15 protein-coding genes are annotated in these 16,327 nt (G+C 62.5%); 10 read left to right on the forward strand and 5 right to left on the reverse strand.

The genetic code is table 11. The annotated features are described in order from the left end of the window. Positions 1 to 11: 11 nt before the first annotated feature. Complete coding sequence (tauA, locus tag HU764_RS26665) at positions 12 to 983, reverse strand: taurine ABC transporter substrate-binding protein (protein WP_085273871.1); 972 nt, start codon at positions 981 to 983, stop codon at positions 12 to 14. Positions 984 to 1,482: 499 nt separating this feature from the next. Here tauA and HU764_RS26670 point away from each other — a divergent pair, with 499 nt between their 5' ends. From HU764_RS26670 to HU764_RS26705, 8 genes are all read left to right on the forward strand, one after another. Further along, complete coding sequence (locus HU764_RS26670; RefSeq protein WP_085273870.1) at positions 1,483 to 2,811, forward strand: OprD family porin; 1,329 nt, start codon at positions 1,483 to 1,485, stop codon at positions 2,809 to 2,811. A 164-nt stretch (positions 2,812 to 2,975) separates the two neighbouring features. Then, complete coding sequence (locus tag HU764_RS26675; protein WP_027595177.1) at positions 2,976 to 3,614, forward strand: peroxiredoxin; 639 nt, start codon at positions 2,976 to 2,978, stop codon at positions 3,612 to 3,614. A 302-nt stretch (positions 3,615 to 3,916) separates the two neighbouring features. After that, positions 3,917 to 4,510, forward strand: coding sequence for an NADPH-dependent FMN reductase (ssuE, locus tag HU764_RS26680; RefSeq protein ID WP_027595178.1), 594 nt, complete (start codon positions 3,917 to 3,919; stop codon positions 4,508 to 4,510). A 94-nt stretch (positions 4,511 to 4,604) separates the two neighbouring features. Continuing rightward, complete coding sequence (locus HU764_RS26685; protein WP_186703125.1) at positions 4,605 to 5,570, forward strand: sulfonate ABC transporter substrate-binding protein; 966 nt, start codon at positions 4,605 to 4,607, stop codon at positions 5,568 to 5,570. A 60-nt stretch (positions 5,571 to 5,630) separates the two neighbouring features. Continuing rightward, a complete protein-coding gene (ssuD, locus tag HU764_RS26690) occupies positions 5,631 to 6,779 on the forward strand; it encodes an FMNH2-dependent alkanesulfonate monooxygenase (protein WP_186703126.1) in 1,149 nt (382 codons plus the stop codon). 10 nt (positions 6,780 to 6,789) lie between these two features. After that, positions 6,790 to 7,587 carry an aliphatic sulfonate ABC transporter permease SsuC gene (gene ssuC / locus HU764_RS26695; RefSeq protein ID WP_027595181.1) on the forward strand — a complete coding sequence of 266 codons (798 nt, stop codon included), beginning with the start codon at positions 6,790 to 6,792 and terminating at the stop codon, positions 7,585 to 7,587. Then, positions 7,584 to 8,396: an aliphatic sulfonates ABC transporter ATP-binding protein gene (gene ssuB / locus HU764_RS26700; protein WP_027595182.1), complete on the forward strand. Its 813-nt coding sequence runs from the start codon at positions 7,584 to 7,586 to the stop codon at positions 8,394 to 8,396. The genes ssuC and ssuB overlap by 4 nt, the downstream gene beginning before the upstream one ends. A gap of 44 nt (positions 8,397 to 8,440) precedes the next feature. Next, positions 8,441 to 8,656 (forward strand): TOBE domain-containing protein, encoded by a 216-nt coding sequence (locus tag HU764_RS26705; RefSeq protein ID WP_027595183.1) that lies wholly within the window; start codon positions 8,441 to 8,443, stop codon positions 8,654 to 8,656. A 139-nt stretch (positions 8,657 to 8,795) separates the two neighbouring features. Here the strand turns inward: HU764_RS26705 and HU764_RS26710 are convergent, their stop codons facing one another. The 4 genes from HU764_RS26710 to HU764_RS26725 all read right to left on the reverse strand — a co-directional run bounded on the left by HU764_RS26710 (position 8,796) and on the right by HU764_RS26725 (position 13,972). Beyond that, entirely contained in the window at positions 8,796 to 9,428 is a 633-nt protein-coding gene (locus tag HU764_RS26710) for a TetR/AcrR family transcriptional regulator (RefSeq protein ID WP_186681857.1), read from the reverse strand. Next, positions 9,428 to 11,005 carry a glutamate--cysteine ligase gene (gene gshA / locus HU764_RS26715; RefSeq protein ID WP_189662628.1) on the reverse strand — a complete coding sequence of 526 codons (1,578 nt, stop codon included), beginning with the start codon at positions 11,003 to 11,005 and terminating at the stop codon, positions 9,428 to 9,430. The genes HU764_RS26710 and gshA overlap by 1 nt, the downstream gene beginning before the upstream one ends. Before the next feature lie 259 nt (positions 11,006 to 11,264). Continuing rightward, complete coding sequence (locus HU764_RS26720) at positions 11,265 to 11,648, reverse strand: PaaI family thioesterase (RefSeq protein WP_186703127.1); 384 nt, start codon at positions 11,646 to 11,648, stop codon at positions 11,265 to 11,267. Continuing rightward, positions 11,648 to 13,972: a Tex family protein gene (locus HU764_RS26725; RefSeq protein WP_186681861.1), complete on the reverse strand. Its 2,325-nt coding sequence runs from the start codon at positions 13,970 to 13,972 to the stop codon at positions 11,648 to 11,650. The genes HU764_RS26720 and HU764_RS26725 overlap by 1 nt, the downstream gene beginning before the upstream one ends. Positions 13,973 to 14,199: 227 nt before the next feature. On the opposite strand from HU764_RS26725, the gene ompR reads away from it, so the two are divergent. Then, entirely contained in the window at positions 14,200 to 14,940 is a 741-nt protein-coding gene (gene ompR, locus HU764_RS26730; RefSeq protein ID WP_027595187.1) for an osmolarity response regulator transcription factor OmpR, read from the forward strand. Positions 14,941 to 14,953: 13 nt separating this feature from the next. Continuing rightward, positions 14,954 to 16,267 (forward strand): ATP-binding protein, encoded by a 1,314-nt coding sequence (locus HU764_RS26735; RefSeq protein WP_027595188.1) that lies wholly within the window; start codon positions 14,954 to 14,956, stop codon positions 16,265 to 16,267. Positions 16,268 to 16,327 lie beyond the last annotated feature (60 nt).

A 16,327-nucleotide genomic window follows, 5' to 3' on the forward strand; every position in this document is an offset into this window, starting at 1 on the left:
CGGGCTCCGGATCAGTTTGGAAGGAACTTGGCGCTGACGTACGGCGAGTAGTCCGGCAGCACCGCGTCGACCTTGCCTTGTTGCTTGAGGAAGGTGGCGGTGTCAGTCAGCGCTTGGGTGGTCGGTGCACCCAGGGCGTTGGCCTGGTCGGCGGCCAATGGGTAGACGTTGCCTTCCAGCAGCACCGGGATATCGCTGGCCTTGGCGCCGGACAGCTTGACCAGCTTGGCCACGTTGTCCTTGTTGGCCAGCCACGCTTGTGGGTCTTTGCGGTAGTCGGCGTAGGCGTCGAGGGTGACCTTGGCGAACGCCTTGACCACGTCAGGGTGCTTGTCGGCGAAGTCCTTGCGCACGATCCAGGCGTCGAAGGTCGGTGCGCCTTTTTCGGCCAGTTCACCGGAGGTGATCAGCACCTTGCCGTTTTCCTTGGCCACGCCCAGGGCGGGGTCCCAGACGTAGGTCGCGTCGATGTCACCGCGTTTCCAGGCGGCAATGATCGCCGGTGGCGCGAGGTTGAGGATCTGTACCTTGGACGGGTCGATGTTCCAGGCCTTGAGCGCCGCCAGCAGGCTGTAGTGGCCGGTGGAAACGAAAGGCACGGCCACTTTCTTGCCGATCAGGTCTTGCGGCGTCTTGATGCTGTCGCGCGCCACCAGTGCTTCGCCCGCGCCGATCTGGGTGGCGATCAAGAAGGTTTCGACCGGCAGTTTGCGCGTTGCCGCAGCGGCCAGCGGGCTGGAACCGAGGTAGCCGATCTGCACGTCACCGCTGGCCACAGCCGTGATCACATCGGCGCCGTTGTCGAATTTGCGCCAGTCGATACTGGCCTTGCTGGCTTTTTCGTAGTCGCCATCGACCTGGGCAACTTTGGCCGGGTCAACGGTGGTCTGGTAGGCCACGGTCAAGTCGGCGGCCTGGGCCAACCAGCTGGTGCCGGCGAGGGTCAGGGCGGCGAACAGGCGCAGCGGAGCGTGCGGGATCATGGTTGAACCTCTCGTCAGGCAATCGATGTGATGGATGGCGAGAAGACTAAATGATCTAAGAAATCTAAAATAAATAACTTTTTAGAATTAGCTTAGGAGCCAAATGCTTTAAGCCGCGTGCCGTTGATGTCGCGCAATGGCGAAATCCGACAGGGCTGCTAGGCTTTTTCGTCCCTTAGAACAGTATGGAATTAGGTTATGAGCAAACGTTTGCAAATAACCCAAAGTTATGAACGAATGTGCCGTTTACAACAAAAGGCAGTAAAGGTTCCTAACATATTCCGGAAAAATCTTACAAATTCATAAAACGGTCATTTTGGATTTATAGGATTGTCATTATCCTGTAGCGCAGGTGGCGTCTTAGACCAAAGTCGCGAAACGTTTAGAAACGATTGACTTCATGGTCACGCTTTGGGACTAAATCGCCAATCCACGGTGAGCGGGGCAGCAGACCCCGCCTCCAGAGATACACAAGAATTAGAACGTAGAGGAGCAAAACATGTACAAGTCCAGCCTGGCTCTGGCCGTGGCACTGGGGGTTCTCGCCCAACAAGCAGGCGCTGCCGGTTTCGTTGAAGACAGCAAACTGTCGCTCAGCTCGCGCACCATGTACTTCAACAACGACAACCGTGACGGCGGTGCTGACAACCGCGAGTCTGGCCAGGGCTTCAAGCTCGACTACCTGTCCGGTTTCACCGAGGGTACCGTTGGCTTCGGCGTCGATGTTCAGGCCCTGTGGGGTATTCACCTGGATGGCGGCCGCGGCAAGCACCCTGACAACAGCAGCTTCTTCCCGAGCGATACCGACGGGTCTGCTGTAAGCCAGTGGGCGCGTGTAGGCGGTAATGCCAAGGCTCGCTTCTCCAAGACCGAAGCCCACTTCGGTAGCGCCTTGGCGCCGAACCTGCCGATCCTGGTGGCCAACGATGGCCGTCTGCTGCCGCAGACCTTCGAGGGTGGCACCATCCAGTCGAAGGAAATCGACAACCTGACCGTCAACGCCGGTCAGCTGACCCATGCCATGGGCCGTGCTTCGAGCAACCGTACCGGCCTGTCCGTGGCGGGCGCTACCCAGGACAGCAACAAGTTCCGCTACGGCGGCCTGGACTACAAGCTCACTCCAGACCTGACCCTGCAGTACTACTACTCGAACCTGGAAGACTTCTACAAGCAGCACTTCCTGGGCGCGACCCACGTGTTCAAGATTGCTGACGACCAGTCGTTCAAGACCGACCTGCGCTACTTCGACAGCAGCAGCGACGGCAAGAACGGTGAAGCCGGCTACCGCTTCAACAACAACGGCGGTTATGCCAAGAACGCTGGCGAGGTCGACAACAAGACCTGGACCGCCATGTTCACCTACACCCTGGGCGGCCATGCGCTGATGCTCGGTCACCAGCGTGTCAACGATGACGGTGGTTTCGTCTGGCTCAACCAAGGCAGCGTCGTTGATGGCAATGGCCGCAACGAAGGCGCCGGTGGTTCCAGCTTCTACCTGTTCACCGACAGCATGATCAACCAGTTCGCCAAGGCCGGTGAAAACACCACCTTCGGTCAGTACTCGTATGACTTCGCGCGTCTGGGCGTCCCTGGCCTGAAAGCTTCGGTCTCCTACCTGAAAGGTGAAGACGGCAAGAACGCCAACGGCAACGGTACCTTCAGCGAATGGGAACGTGACGCTCGCGTCGACTACGTCATCCAGGAAGGCACCTTCAAAGGCCTGGGCGCCAGCCTGCGTCACGGTGTCTACCGTGGCACTGGCACCAGCTCGCTGGCTGACCAGGATCAGACCCGTCTGATCTTCAACTACACTTACAACTTCCTGTAAGCCGTAGCTGAACCAGAAGCCTCGCCTAGTGCGAGGCTTTTTTGTGTCTGCAATTCGGTATGCTCTGTGGTTATAAATAAATCAGTATTTATTCTTTTTATTTTTAATTGAATGCAGGCACATTGAACTCCACAAGGCCAGAACACAGCACAGGAGCCGCACCCATGAGCCTCAAACTCGGCGACATCGCCCCCGATTTCGAACAGGATTCCAGTGAAGGCAAGATCCGCTTCCACGAGTGGCTCGGCAACAGTTGGGGTGTGCTGTTTTCCCACCCGGCCGACTTTACCCCGGTGTGCACCACCGAACTGGGCCTGACCGCCAAGCTCAAAGACGACTTCGCCCAGCGCGGCGTCAAGGCCATCGCACTGTCGGTGGACCCGGTCGACTCGCACCACAAGTGGATCGATGACATCAACGAGACCCAGAACACCGTGGTCAACTTCCCGATCATCGCCGACGCCGACCGCAAGGTGTCCGACCTGTACGACCTGATTCACCCGAACGCGAACGACACCCTGACCGTGCGCTCGCTGTTCGTCATCGACCCGAACAAGAAGGTGCGCCTGACCATTACCTATCCGGCCAGTACCGGGCGCAACTTCAACGAGATTTTGCGGGTAATCGACTCGCTGCAGCTGACCGACAACTACAAGGTCGCCACGCCAGGTAACTGGCAGGACGGTGACGACGTAGTGATCGTGCCTTCGCTCAAAGACGAGGAAGAGATCAAACAGCGTTTCCCCAAAGGGTATCGGGCGGTGAAGCCTTATCTGCGCCTGACGCCGCAACCTAATCGTTAAAGGATCCACGTTGCATTGCTCTTAGCCATAGCAGGGATTTCGGGCCGTTTCGACGGCCCTTTTTTATGCCTCCGGTTTTTTGGGGCCGCTTTGCGGCCCTATCGCGACGCAAGGCCGCTCCTACAATGGAATGCGATCCCTGTGTAGGAGCGGCCTTGCGTCGCGAAAGGGCTGCAAAGCAGCCCCCCAAATCTCAAAACCATTAAAGAACCAGAAGGAATAAACAAATGAAAAAATATGATTTCTAGATATATAAACAGGCTGTTAATGTCACTTCCAACAGAACACAAGGAAGCGCTCCAATGTTGGTCGTCTCAATCGGTGGTAGCCCTGGTACCCGTTCACGCTCCGGCGTGTTGCTCGAGCGCTCGCGCCAGTGGCTGCAGCACCGTGGCGTCGAAGTAGTGACCTTCCAGGTACGTGACTTCCCCGCCGAGGACCTGCTCCATGCGCGCTTCGACAGCCCGCAGGTGCAGCACTTCCAGCAACTGGTGGCCCAGGCCGATGGCCTGATCGTCGCCACCCCGGTGTACAAGGCATCGTTCGCCGGCGCGCTGAAAACATTGCTCGACCTGCTGCCCGAACGCGCCCTGGAGCACAAGGTCGTGTTGCCCATCGCTACCGGCGGCAGCATCGCCCACATGCTGGCGGTGGATTACGCGTTAAAACCGGTGCTGTCGGCACTTAAGGCGCAAGAGACCCTGCAAGGGATCTTCGCCGACGACAGCCAGGTCGCCTACGCAGAAGGCGCCAAGGCGGCACAGCTGGCACCTGCTCTGGATGAGCGCCTGCAGGACTCGCTGGAAACCTTCCACGTTGCCCTGGCCCGTCGGCCGCGCCCCGTGGCCCCCGGCGTACTCAATGAACGCCTGATCAGTGCCCGCTGGAGCATCTGACCCGGTTCAACGGCTTTATCGCGTCATCCACCTTACTCGCCCGTCAACGAGGCAAGCAGGTGCAACCCGAACCCCATTCGCACAGGAGAGCGCCATGCGCACAGTCTTCTTGCGTCGTGGTCTGGTCGCCCTGTTTGCGGCGGCTGTGTCCTTCGGCGCCATCACCCAAGCCCAGGCCGAGAGCCTGCGCATCGGTTATCAGAAATACGGCACCCTGGTGCTGCTCAAGGCCAAAGGCACGCTGGAGAAGCGCCTGGCCGAGCAGGGCGTGCAGGTGCAGTGGACCGAATTCCCCGGTGGCCCGCAGTTGCTCGAAGGCCTGAACGTCGGCTCCATCGACTTCGGCGTCACCGGCGAAACGCCGCCGGTATTCGCTCAGGCTGCCGGCGCCGACCTGCTTTACGTGGCCTACGAGCCACCGGCGCCGCACAGCGAAGCGATCCTGGTGCCGAAGGGCTCGTCGATCCAGTCGGTGAAAGACCTCAAAGGCAAGAAAGTCGTCCTCAACAAGGGCTCCAACGTCCACTACCTGCTGGTGCGTGCCCTGGAAGATGCAGGCCTCAAATACAGCGACATTCAACCGGTCTACCTGCCGCCAGCCGATGCCCGCGCGGCATTCGAGCGTGGCAGCGTCGATGCCTGGGTGATCTGGGACCCGTACCAGGCCGCCGCCGAGAAACAGCTGCAGGCACGTACCCTGCGTGACGGCAAGGGTCTGGTCGACAACCATCAGTTCTATCTCGCCACCCGTGGCTATGCCACCCAGCACCCTGCCGTGATCAGCACCTTGATCGACGAAGTGCGTGCCGTGGGCGAGTGGTCCCAGGCCAACCCGCAGGAGGTCACCGATCAGGTCGCGCCCCTGCTTGGGCTGCCTGCCGACATCACCCTGACCTCGGTCAAGCGCCAAGGCTACGGCGCTGCGCCGCTCACCCCTGAGGTGGTGGCCGCGCAACAGAAGATCGCCGACACGTTCCAGGCGCTGAAGCTTATTCCCAAGCCGCTGAGCATCAAGGACGTGATCTGGACACCCCCGGCCAAGGTCGCCAGTGCGCCTTGATTGAATTGCCTGCGCCGGGGCGTTGCTCCGGCTTGAGCCACCCTTGAGGAGACAACTCCAATGAGCCTTAACATTTTCTGGTTTCTTCCCACACACGGTGACGGCAAGTACCTGGGCACCTCCGATGGCGCCCGTGCAGTCGATCACGGCTACCTGCAGCAAATTGCCCAGGCTGCCGACCGCCTTGGTTTTGGTGGGGTGCTGATCCCTACCGGGCGTTCCTGCGAGGATTCCTGGCTGGTGGCTGCGTCGTTGATCCCTGTCACCCAGCGCCTGAAGTTTCTGGTTGCCCTGCGCCCCGGCATCATTTCGCCGACCGTGGCGGCGCGCCAGGCCGCGACCCTGGACCGCCTGTCCAACGGCCGTGCGCTGTTCAACCTGGTCACCGGTGGCGACCCGGACGAACTGGCCGGTGACGGCCTGCACCTGAGCCACGAAGAGCGCTACGAAGCCTCGGTCGAGTTCACCCGTATCTGGCGCAAGGTGCTGGAAGGCGAAAACGTCGACTGCGACGGCAAGCACATCCAGGTGAAGGGCGCCAAACTGCTCTATCCGCCGATTCAGCAACCGCGTCCGCCGCTGTACTTCGGCGGGTCGTCCGAAGCCGCGCAAGACCTGGCGGCCGAGCAGGTCGAGCTGTACCTCACCTGGGGCGAGCCACCGGCCGCCGTCGCCGAAAAAATCGCCCAGGTGCGCGAAAAGGCTGCCGCCCAAGGTCGCGAAGTGCGCTTCGGTATCCGCCTGCACGTGATCGTGCGTGAAACCAATGAAGAAGCCTGGGCCGCCGCTGACCGCCTGATCTCGCACCTGGACGACGAAACCATCGCCCGTGCCCAGGCCTCGCTGGCGCGTTTCGACTCGGTCGGCCAGCAGCGCATGGCTGCCCTGCACGGCGGCAACCGCGACAACCTGGAGGTCAGCCCCAACCTGTGGGCGGGCGTCGGCCTGGTACGCGGCGGCGCCGGTACCGCGCTGGTCGGCGATGGCCCTACCGTGGCTGCACGGGTCAAGGAATACGCCGAGCTGGGCATCGATACCTTCATCTTCTCGGGTTATCCACACCTTGAAGAGTCCTACCGCGTTGCCGAGCTGCTGTTCCCGCACCTCGACGTACAGCGCCCGGAGCAACCGAAAAGTACCGGTTACGTGAGCCCGTTCGGCGAGATGGTGGCCAACGACATCCTGCCCAAGTCCGTGTCGCAGAGCTGAGGGCCGGGCCATGAGTCGTGCAACTTCTTCTACCTTGGCTCAGCGCCTGGCCCCATGGGCACTGCCGGTACTGCTGCTAGCGGCCTGGCAGCTGGCGGTCAGCGCGGGCTGGCTGTCGACCCGCATCCTGCCAGCGCCGAGCGCGGTGGTCAGCGCGGGTGTCGAGCTGGTGCGCAGCGGCGAGATCTGGACCCACCTGGCCATCAGTGGCTGGCGTGCCGGGCTGGGCTTCGTCATCGGCGGCAGCATCGGCCTGGCGCTTGGTTTTATCACTGGCCTGTCGAACTGGGGCGAACGCCTGCTCGACAGCTCGGTGCAGATGATCCGCAACGTGCCTCACCTGGCGCTGATCCCACTGGTGATCCTGTGGTTCGGTATCGATGAGTCGGCAAAGATTTTTTTGGTCGCCCTGGGCACGTTGTTCCCGATCTACCTCAACACCTACCACGGTATCCGCAACGTTGACCCGGCCCTGGTGGAGATGGCGCGCAGCTATGGCCTGTCCGGTTTCGGCTTGTTCCGTCAGGTGATCCTGCCAGGTGCATTGCCCTCGATTCTGGTGGGCGTGCGCTTCGCCCTGGGCTTCATGTGGCTGACCCTGATCGTGGCAGAAACCATCTCGGCGAATGCCGGTATCGGTTACCTGGCGATGAACGCCCGTGAGTTCCTGCAGACCGACGTGGTGGTCTTGGCCATCGTCCTGTACGCCGTGCTTGGCAAGCTCGCTGACCTCGCCGCCCGCGGCCTGGAACGTGTCTGGCTGCGCTGGCACCCGGCCTATCAAGTGGCCAAGAAGGAGGGCGCATGACCGTGCTCAAGGAACAGCCGCCACGCCTGCTGCGTGGCATCCCTCTGGCATCCAATGGCCTGCGTAAAACCTTTGGCCAGCGTGAAGTGCTCAAAGGCATCGACCTGCACATCCCGGCTGGCCAGTTCGTCGCCATCGTTGGCCGCAGCGGCTGCGGCAAGAGCACTTTGCTGCGTTTGTTGGCCGGCCTCGACCAGCCCAGCGCCGGTGAATTGCTGGCCGGTGCCGCACCCTTGGCCGAAGCCCGCGAAGAAACCCGGCTGATGTTCCAGGACGCGCGCCTGTTGCCGTGGAAGAAGGTGATCGACAACGTCGGCCTGGGCTTGTCTGGCAACTGGCGGCCACGTGCGCTGGATGCGCTGGAAGCAGTCGGCCTGGCCGACCGCGCCAACGAGTGGCCGGCAGCACTCTCCGGTGGCCAGAAGCAACGGGTGGCCCTGGCGCGGGCACTGATTCACCAGCCGCGTCTGCTGTTGCTGGACGAGCCGCTGGGTGCCTTGGATGCATTGACCCGTATCGAGATGCAGCAATTGATCGAACGCCTCTGGCGTCAGCACGGGTTCACCGTGTTGCTGGTCACCCACGATGTCAGCGAGGCGGTTGCCGTGGCGGACCGGGTGATCTTGATCGAAGACGGCGAGGTCGGGCTCGACCTCACTGTCGATCTGGCACGGCCAAGGTCGCGTGGTTCGCACCGTTTGGCGGCGCTGGAAAGCGAAGTGCTCAACCGTGTTCTGTCGGCTCCGGGCACTGCGCCTGAACCGGATCCTGTAGCCCCTTTGCCCACGCAACTGCGTTGGGCGCACTGAATCACTCACTTACCCGACTGAAGCCAAAGAGAAGGAATCAAGCCATGACTATCAAAGCCATCAACGTTCGCAACCAGTTCAAAGGCACCGTGAAAGAAATCCTCGAAGGGCCGGTACTGTCGGAAATCGACGTGCAGACCGCCTCCGGCGTTGTCACCTCGGTGATCACCACCCGCTCCGTGCGTGAGCTGGAGCTGCAGGTGGGCAGTGAAGTGATTGCCTTTGTGAAGTCGACAGAAGTGTCCATCGCCAAGCTGTGATTCTGGTGTTGAAGGGGGCTGCTCTGCAGCCCTTCGCGGGCAAGCCCGCTCCTACAAGAGATCGAATGCCCTCAGGAGATCGAATCCCATGTGGGAGCGGGCTTGTCCCGCGAAGGGCCGCACAGCGGCCCCAACGATTTCAACCCAAACGCTTAGCCAGAAACGGCGGCAAATAAAGCCCCAGATACGCCTCGAACACCCGCTTGCCTTCCTCAGCCATACGCGCCGTGATCTGTTCATGCAACTGCACCGACCGCGCATACACCCGGTCGCTCAGCTCCATGGCCAGGGCAAACACATCCACATCCGCAGGCATCACCGGCAAGTGAAAATGCTGGTCGAACAGCTTGTACATCAGGTCGCCCAGCTCCATGTCGTGCTGCCGGTCGGCTTGCACCACTTCGCTCAGGCCATGCTGCGCCAGGATCAACTGACGCGCCGCGGCATCTTCGTTGTAGATGTCCAGCATGCGTTGCTCGATCAACCGTGACAGTTCATGCCAGGTCGTCAGCGTACTGCTGTCGATCGGTGCACTCAGCGCCTCGCGAAACGCCCGGTGCACGTCGGCGGTCAACGCCTCCAGCAGGGCTGGGACGCTGGCGAAGAAGTGGTACACCGACGAAGGGGGTATCTGCGCCCGCTCGGCCACGCTGTAGATCGACAACCCCGCCACCCCCAGCTCGGCAAGCAGCTCGCGCGCGGCCGCCAGGATCGTCTCGATCCTGGCCTGGCTGCTGGCGCGCGGCTTGCGCGGGGAGGCGGTGCGGCTCATCAGTTGCTGATCGCCAGGATGCTGGCCTGGTAGGCGCCGACGAACAGGTCGAAGTCGCCGACTTCGGTCTGCTCAAGCTCGGCCTGTTTGGCCAGCGACTCGCGGGCGAGCGTTTCGAAGGCCTGCTGGCGTTCGCTGCTGAGCGGTTGCTCGCGGAAGCGCTCGGCGTGAACGCGGCTCTGGCGCAGCGAGAACTGGACAAAACTTTCGTCATGTTCGGTCATGCGTGCCAGGACTTGGGCCGATGGAGTCAGCGAGGCGTCGTCGACCTTGGCCTGTTGCTCCTGCAGGGCGTTGGCATGTGCGTCGCCGCCGTGGGCGCGGTCGAGCAGCTCGGCCAGTTGGCCAATGCGAGTTATCAACTCGGTAGCCCAGGTTTTCAGCGCGATGGCCTGACCATCACGGTGCAGTTCCAAGCCTGGGCGACGGCCTTCCTTGACCACGGTCAGGAAGTTGCTGGTGCACTGGCCACACTCGCCGTTGTCCAGTTGCGGGCTTTCTTCAAGCGCGCAGAACAGCAGGAAGGCATCGAGGAAACGCGCTTCGGTCAGGTCGATCCCGACCGGCAGGAACGGGTTGATGTCCAGGCAGCGCACTTCGACGTACTGCACGCCACGGGACGTCAGCGCCTGGATCGGCCGCTCGCCGGTGTAGGTGACACGCTTGGGGCGGATGTTCGAGTAGTACTCGTTCTCGATTTGCAGGATGTTGGTGTTCAACTGCACCCACTCGCCATCCACGTGCGTACCGACTTCAACGTAGGGCGGGTAGGGCGTGCCCACCGCCTTGCGCAGGCTGTCGGTGTAGCTGGCCAGGTTGTTGTAGCAAGGCGTGAGGCCGGCCTGGGCGTTGCTCTGGTAGCCCAGGTCGCTCATGCGCAGGCTGGTGGCGTAGGGCAGGAACAACGTTTCGGCATCCAGTTCTTCGAGCTGGTGCGGGCGGCCACGCAGGAAGCCTTTGTCCAGGGTCGGCGAAGCGCCGAACAGGTACATCAAAAGCCAGCTGTAGCGGCGGAAGTTGCGGATCAGCGCGATGTAGGCCGACGACTGATAATCGCGCGCCTCTTCTGCACTGCCTTCGCTTGCGCGTAGCAAGGGCCACAACGCTTCAGGCAGCGAGAAGTTGTAATGGATACCGGCGATGCACTGCATGGTGCGGCCATAGCGCAGGGCCAGGCCTTTGCGGTACACGTGCTTGAGCTTGCCGATGTTCGAGCTGCCGTATTCGGCAATCGGGATGTCTTCCTCGGCCGGCAACGCGCAGGGCATCGACGGGCTCCACAGGTATTCGCTACCCAGCTTGGTGTAGACGAAGCGGTGGATCTCGTCGAGGTTCTCGAGCACCTGGGCCGGGTCCGCCAGGGCCGGGGTGATGAACTCCAGCAGCGACTCGGAATAATCGGTGGTGATCTGCTCGTTGGTCAGCGCCGAACCCAAGGCCTCAGGGTGCGGGGTCTGGGCCAGGCGACCTTCATCGGTCACGCGCAGGCATTCTCGCTCAATACCGTGCAGGCACTGCTTGAGCAGGGGGAGATTTGCGCCGAGCAGGCTCAGGCGGCGGTTGAGGAGTTCGCTCAAGATGTATTCCTTCACGCGTCAGTCGCCCCAATATGGGGGTAGAGATAACGGTCTACAAGGGTAGGAAGAAAGGAACTGGCGTTGTCGCCTGGTTTACGCGGTTCCGGCACCGAATTGTGGGGCCGCTTTGCGCCCCATCGCCGGCAAGCCGGCTCCCACAGAAGGTCAGCGGGGACCTTGTGGGAGCCGGCTTGCCGGCGATGCGGCACGAAGTGGCACCAAGTTGCTGCTGAAAATACCGCAGATACAGCTTGGTGAGCTAGAGAACCGCGAAGGTTCCTTGCGCTTTGGCCACCAGTTTGTCGCCTTGAACTACGTCGGCGTCGACCACCAGCGTGCGCCGCCCGGCGTGCAGCACACGGGCCGTGCACAGCACCTCGCCATCACTGACCGCGCGAATGTAGTTGATCTTGCATTCAATGGTCACGCTCTGCTGGTCGAAACCATGGCTGGCCGAGCAGGCCAGGCCCATGGCGATGTCCACCAGGCTGAAGATCGCCCCACCGTGCAGTTTCTGGCCACGGTTGCGCAGTTGCGGCTCAAGCGCCAGGGCCACTTCGGCAACGCCTGTGTCCAGGCGTTGCAGGCGGCAGCCAAGCAGTTGGCTGAAGGCGCTTTCGACGTATTCGCGCGGGACGTCCATCACTTCTTCTTCAGCTGCTTGGCGTTGGCGAACAACGACGCCATGGCATTGTTGGCCGGGGCGGCAGTGGCAGTTTCACGCTGGCGCGGGGCCTGCTGCTGGCGATTGCCGCCGTTGCCACGGCCGCCGCCACGGTTGCCTTCGACCTTCTCGCCCGGGGTATCGCCCATGCGCATGGACAGCCCGACACGTTTGCGCGGGATGTCCACTTCCATGACCTTGACCTTGACCACGTCGCCGGCCTTGACCGCTTCACGCGGGTCTTTGATGAACTTCTCGGACAATGCCGAGATGTGCACCAGGCCGTCCTGGTGCACGCCGATGTCGACGAAAGCACCGAAGTTGGTGACGTTGGTGACCACGCCTTCGAGGATCATGCCAGGCTCCAGGTCCTTGAGGTCTTCGACGCCGTCCTGGAAGGTGGCGGTCTTGAACTCAGGGCGTGGGTCGCGGCCGGGTTTGTCCAGCTCTTGCAGGATGTCGGTAACGGTCGGCAGGCCGAAGGACTCGTCGGTGAACTGCTTCGGGTCCAGGCGCTTGAGGAAGCTGCTGTCGCCGATCAGCGAGCGGATGTCGCGGTCGGTGCCAGCGGCGATGCGTTGCACCAGCGGGTAGGCCTCAGGGTGCACGGCGGAGGCGTCCAGCGGGTTGTCGCCGTTCATCACACGCAGGAAGCCGGCGGCTTGTTCGAAGGTTTTTTCACCGAGGCGGCTGACCTTTTTCAGCGCTGCGCGGGTCGCGAACGGGCCGTTGGCATCGCGGTGGGCGACGATGTTCTGTGCCAGCGTGGCGTTAAGGCCGGAGATACGGGTCAGCAGCGCCACCGAGGCCGTGTTCACGTCCACGCCCACGGCGTTCACGCAGTCCTCGACCACGGCGTCCAGGCCACGCGCCAGCTTCAGCTGGGACACGTCGTGCTGGTACTGGCCGACACCGATGGATTTCGGGTCGATCTTCACCAGCTCTGCCAGTGGGTCCTGCAGGCGACGGGCAATCGACACAGCGCCGCGGATCGATACGTCCAGGTCCGGGAACTCGCGGGCGGCCAGTTCCGATGCCGAGTACACCGACGCACCGGCCTCGGAGACCATGATCTTGGTGATTTTCAGGGCTGGGTATTTTTTGACCAGCTCGGCCACCAGCTTGTCGCTTTCGCGGCTGGCGGTGCCGTTGCCGATGGCGATCAGTTCCACCGCGTGCTTGGCGCACAGTGCGGCCATGATGGAAATGGTGCGGTCCCAGTCGTTTTTCGGCGCGTGCGGGTAGACCGTCGTGTAGTCCAGCAGTTTGCCGGTGGCGTCGACCACGGCGATCTTGCAACCGGTGCGCAGGCCTGGGTCGAAGCCCAAGGTGGCGCGCGGGCCGGCCGGGGCGGCCAGCAGCAGGTCGTGCAGGTTGTGGGCGAACACGTTGATCGCCTCGCTTTCTGCGTTGTCGCGCAGTTCGCCGAACAGGTCGGTTTCCAGGTGGGTGTACAGCTTGACCTTCCAGGTCCAGCGCACCACCTCGCCCAGCCACTTGTCGGCCGGCCGGCTGCGGTTTTCAACGCCGACGTGGTTGCCGATCATCACTTCGCACGGGTGCAGGGTGCCTGGCAGTTCTTCACCGACTTTGAGCGAGGCGCTCAGGATGCCTTCGTTGCGCCCGCGGAAAATCGCCAGGGCACGGTGCGACGGGGCGTTGCGCAGCAGTTCGTCATGGGCGAAGTAGTCGCGGAATTTGGCGCCTTCTTCTTCCTTGCCAGCCACCACGCGGGCGCTGAGCACCGACTCCTGCTTGAGGAAGTTGCGCAGCTTGTCGAGCAGGGCGGCGTCTTCGGCGAAGCGCTCCATGAGGATGTATTTCGCGCCTTCCAGCGCCGCCTTGACATCGGCCACGCCCTTTTCGGCGTCGACGAAGCGGGCCGCTTCGGTTTCCGGGGTCAGCTGCGGGTCGTTGAACAAACCGTCGGCCAGCTCGCCGAGGCCGGCTTCCAGGGCGATCTGGCCCTTGGTGCGGCGCTTTTGCTTGTACGGCAGGTAAAGGTCTTCGAGGCGGGTCTTGGTGTCGGCCAGCTTGATCTCGCGGGCCAGTTCCGGGGTCAGCTTGCCCTGTTCCTCAATGCTGGACAGGATGCTGGCGCGGCGCTCGTCAAGTTCGCGCAGGTAGCGCAGGCGCTCTTCCAGGTGGCGCAGTTGGGTGTCGTCCAGGCTGCCGGTCACTTCCTTGCGGTAACGGGCGATGAAGGGCACGGTCGAGCCTTCGTCCAACAGGCCCACGGCCGCTTCGACCTGTTGTGGGCGTACGCCCAGTTCCTCGGCGATACGGCTGTTGATGCTGTCCATGTAAACCACCTGACAATTGTGAATACGGGGGCCGCGCGCGGGTTTGCAGCCCGACGGCACTGGATGAAAGCCGCGCATTATACCCATCGTGACCGGCTTGCGGTGATGGCGCCAAGCCAGCCTGAACGGCCCGGAACTGGCGCCGGGGGAAAAATCTGCTAACAATGCTCACGGCACGCGTTGCAACGGCTACGCCATAATGCGCGGCGATACCAGAGGAGTAATTCATGACCGGCACTGCAAACACCGCTGAAGGTGACAAGATTCTCATCGTCGACGACGATCCGGGGCTGAGCAGCCTGCTGGAGCGTTTCTTCACCAGCAAGGGCTACCGTGCCCGCGCGGTGCCCAACACCGAACAGATGGACCGCCTGCTCTCGCGGGAGGTGTTCAACCTGGTGGTGCTCGACCTGATGCTGCCGGGCGAAGATGGCCTGTCCGCCTGCAAGCGCCTGCGCCAGTCGAACAACCAGATCCCGATCATCATGCTCACCGCCAAAGGCGACGAGCTCAGCCGCATCAAAGGGCTGGAGCTGGGCGCTGACGACTACCTGGGCAAACCCTTCAACCCGGACGAACTGATGGCCCGGGTCAAGGCCGTGCTGCGCCGCCAGGCGCCGAGCGTCCCGGGTGCCCCGGGCAGCGAGGACGAATCGGTCACCTTCGGTGATTACGAGCTGTCGCTGGCCACCCGCGAGCTTAAACGCGGCGACGAAGTGCACATGCTCACCACCGGTGAGTTCGCCGTGCTCAAGGCGCTGGTCATGCATGCGCGTGAACCGCTGACCCGCGACAAACTGATGAACCTGGCCCGTGGCCGCGAGTGGGATGCCCTGGAGCGTTCCATCGACGTGCAGATCTCGCGCCTGCGCCGCATGATCGAGCCCGACCCGTCCAAGCCACGGTATATCCAGACGGTCTGGGGCGTAGGGTACGTCTTCGTGCCGGACGGAAACGCCGGCAAATGATGCCGCGTCGTCCATGAGAACGCCGTTGTGGTTCCCGCAAAGTTTCTTCGCCCGCACGCTGTGGCTGGTGCTGATCGTCGTCCTGTTTTCCAAGGCGCTGACCCTCGTTTACCTGTTGATGAACGAGGATGTGCTGGTCGACCGTCAGTACAGCCACGGTGTTGCATTGACCTTGCGCGCCTATTGGGCTGCCGATGAAGAGAACCGTGACAAGATCGCCGAAGCCGCAGGCCTGATCCGGGTGACCGGCTCGGGTGTGCCGGAAGGCGAGCAGCACTGGCCTTATAGCGAGATCTACCAGCGCCAGATGCAGGCCGAACTGGGCGAAGACACCGAAGTACGCCTGCGCATCCATGCGCCACCGGCGTTGTGGGTCAATGCGCCGAGCCTCGGCCCTGGCTGGCTCAAAGTGCCGCTGTACCCGCACCCGCTGCGGGGGCAGAAGATCTGGAACGTGCTTGGCTGGTTCCTGGCCATCGGCCTGTTGTCCACCGCCTCTGCCTGGATTTTCGTGCGCCAGCTGAACCAGCCGCTCAAGCGCCTGGTGTTTGCCGCCCGGCAACTGGGCCAGGGGCGCAGCGTGCGCTTGCCAATCAGCGATACGCCCAGTGAGATGACCGAGGTGTACCGCGCGTTCAACCAGATGGCTGAGGATGTCGAGCAGGCCGGGCGTGAACGCGAGTTGATGCTGGCAGGGGTTTCCCACGACTTGCGTACACCGCTGACGCGGCTGCGCCTGTCGCTTTCGCTGCTGGACAGTGACAACGAGCTTAGCGATGACATGGTCCGCGATATCGAGGACATGGACGCGATTCTGGACCAGTTCCTGGCGTTCATTCGCGATGGCCGTGACGAGCCGGTGGAAGAGGTCGACCTGGCCGACCTGGTGCGCGAAGTGGTGGCCCCGTACAACCAGCCCGAAGAACGTGTACGGCTGTGCCTGGAGCCGATTCCGCCGTTCCCGCTGCGTCGGGTTTCGCTCAAGCGCATGCTGGGCAACTTGATCGGCAACGCCCTGCACCATGCCGGCAAGGGCGTGGAAGTGGCGGCCTATGTGTCCGGCGACGAGAGCGCGCCTTACGTGGTGCTCAGCGTGCTGGACCGGGGGACGGGGATCGACGAGTCGGAGCTGGAGACGATCTTCAACCCGTTCATTCGCGGTGACCGTGCCCGTGGTGGCAAGGGCACCGGGTTGGGCCTGGCGATCGTCAAGCGCATCGCGGCCCAGCATGGCGGGAATGTCGAGTTGCGCAACCGGTCGGGTGGCGGGATCGAGGCGCGGGTCAGGTTGCCGTTGGGGCTTTTGCTGCCGCGTAATGCGGTGTGATTGTCGGGGCCGCTTTGCGGCCCATTCGCAGCACAAGGCTGCTCCTACAAGGAAACGCGT

Origin of the sequence: Pseudomonas kermanshahensis (genome assembly GCF_014269205.2) — a bacterium.
In the GTDB taxonomy this organism is placed as follows: domain Bacteria; phylum Pseudomonadota; class Gammaproteobacteria; order Pseudomonadales; family Pseudomonadaceae; genus Aquipseudomonas; species Aquipseudomonas kermanshahensis.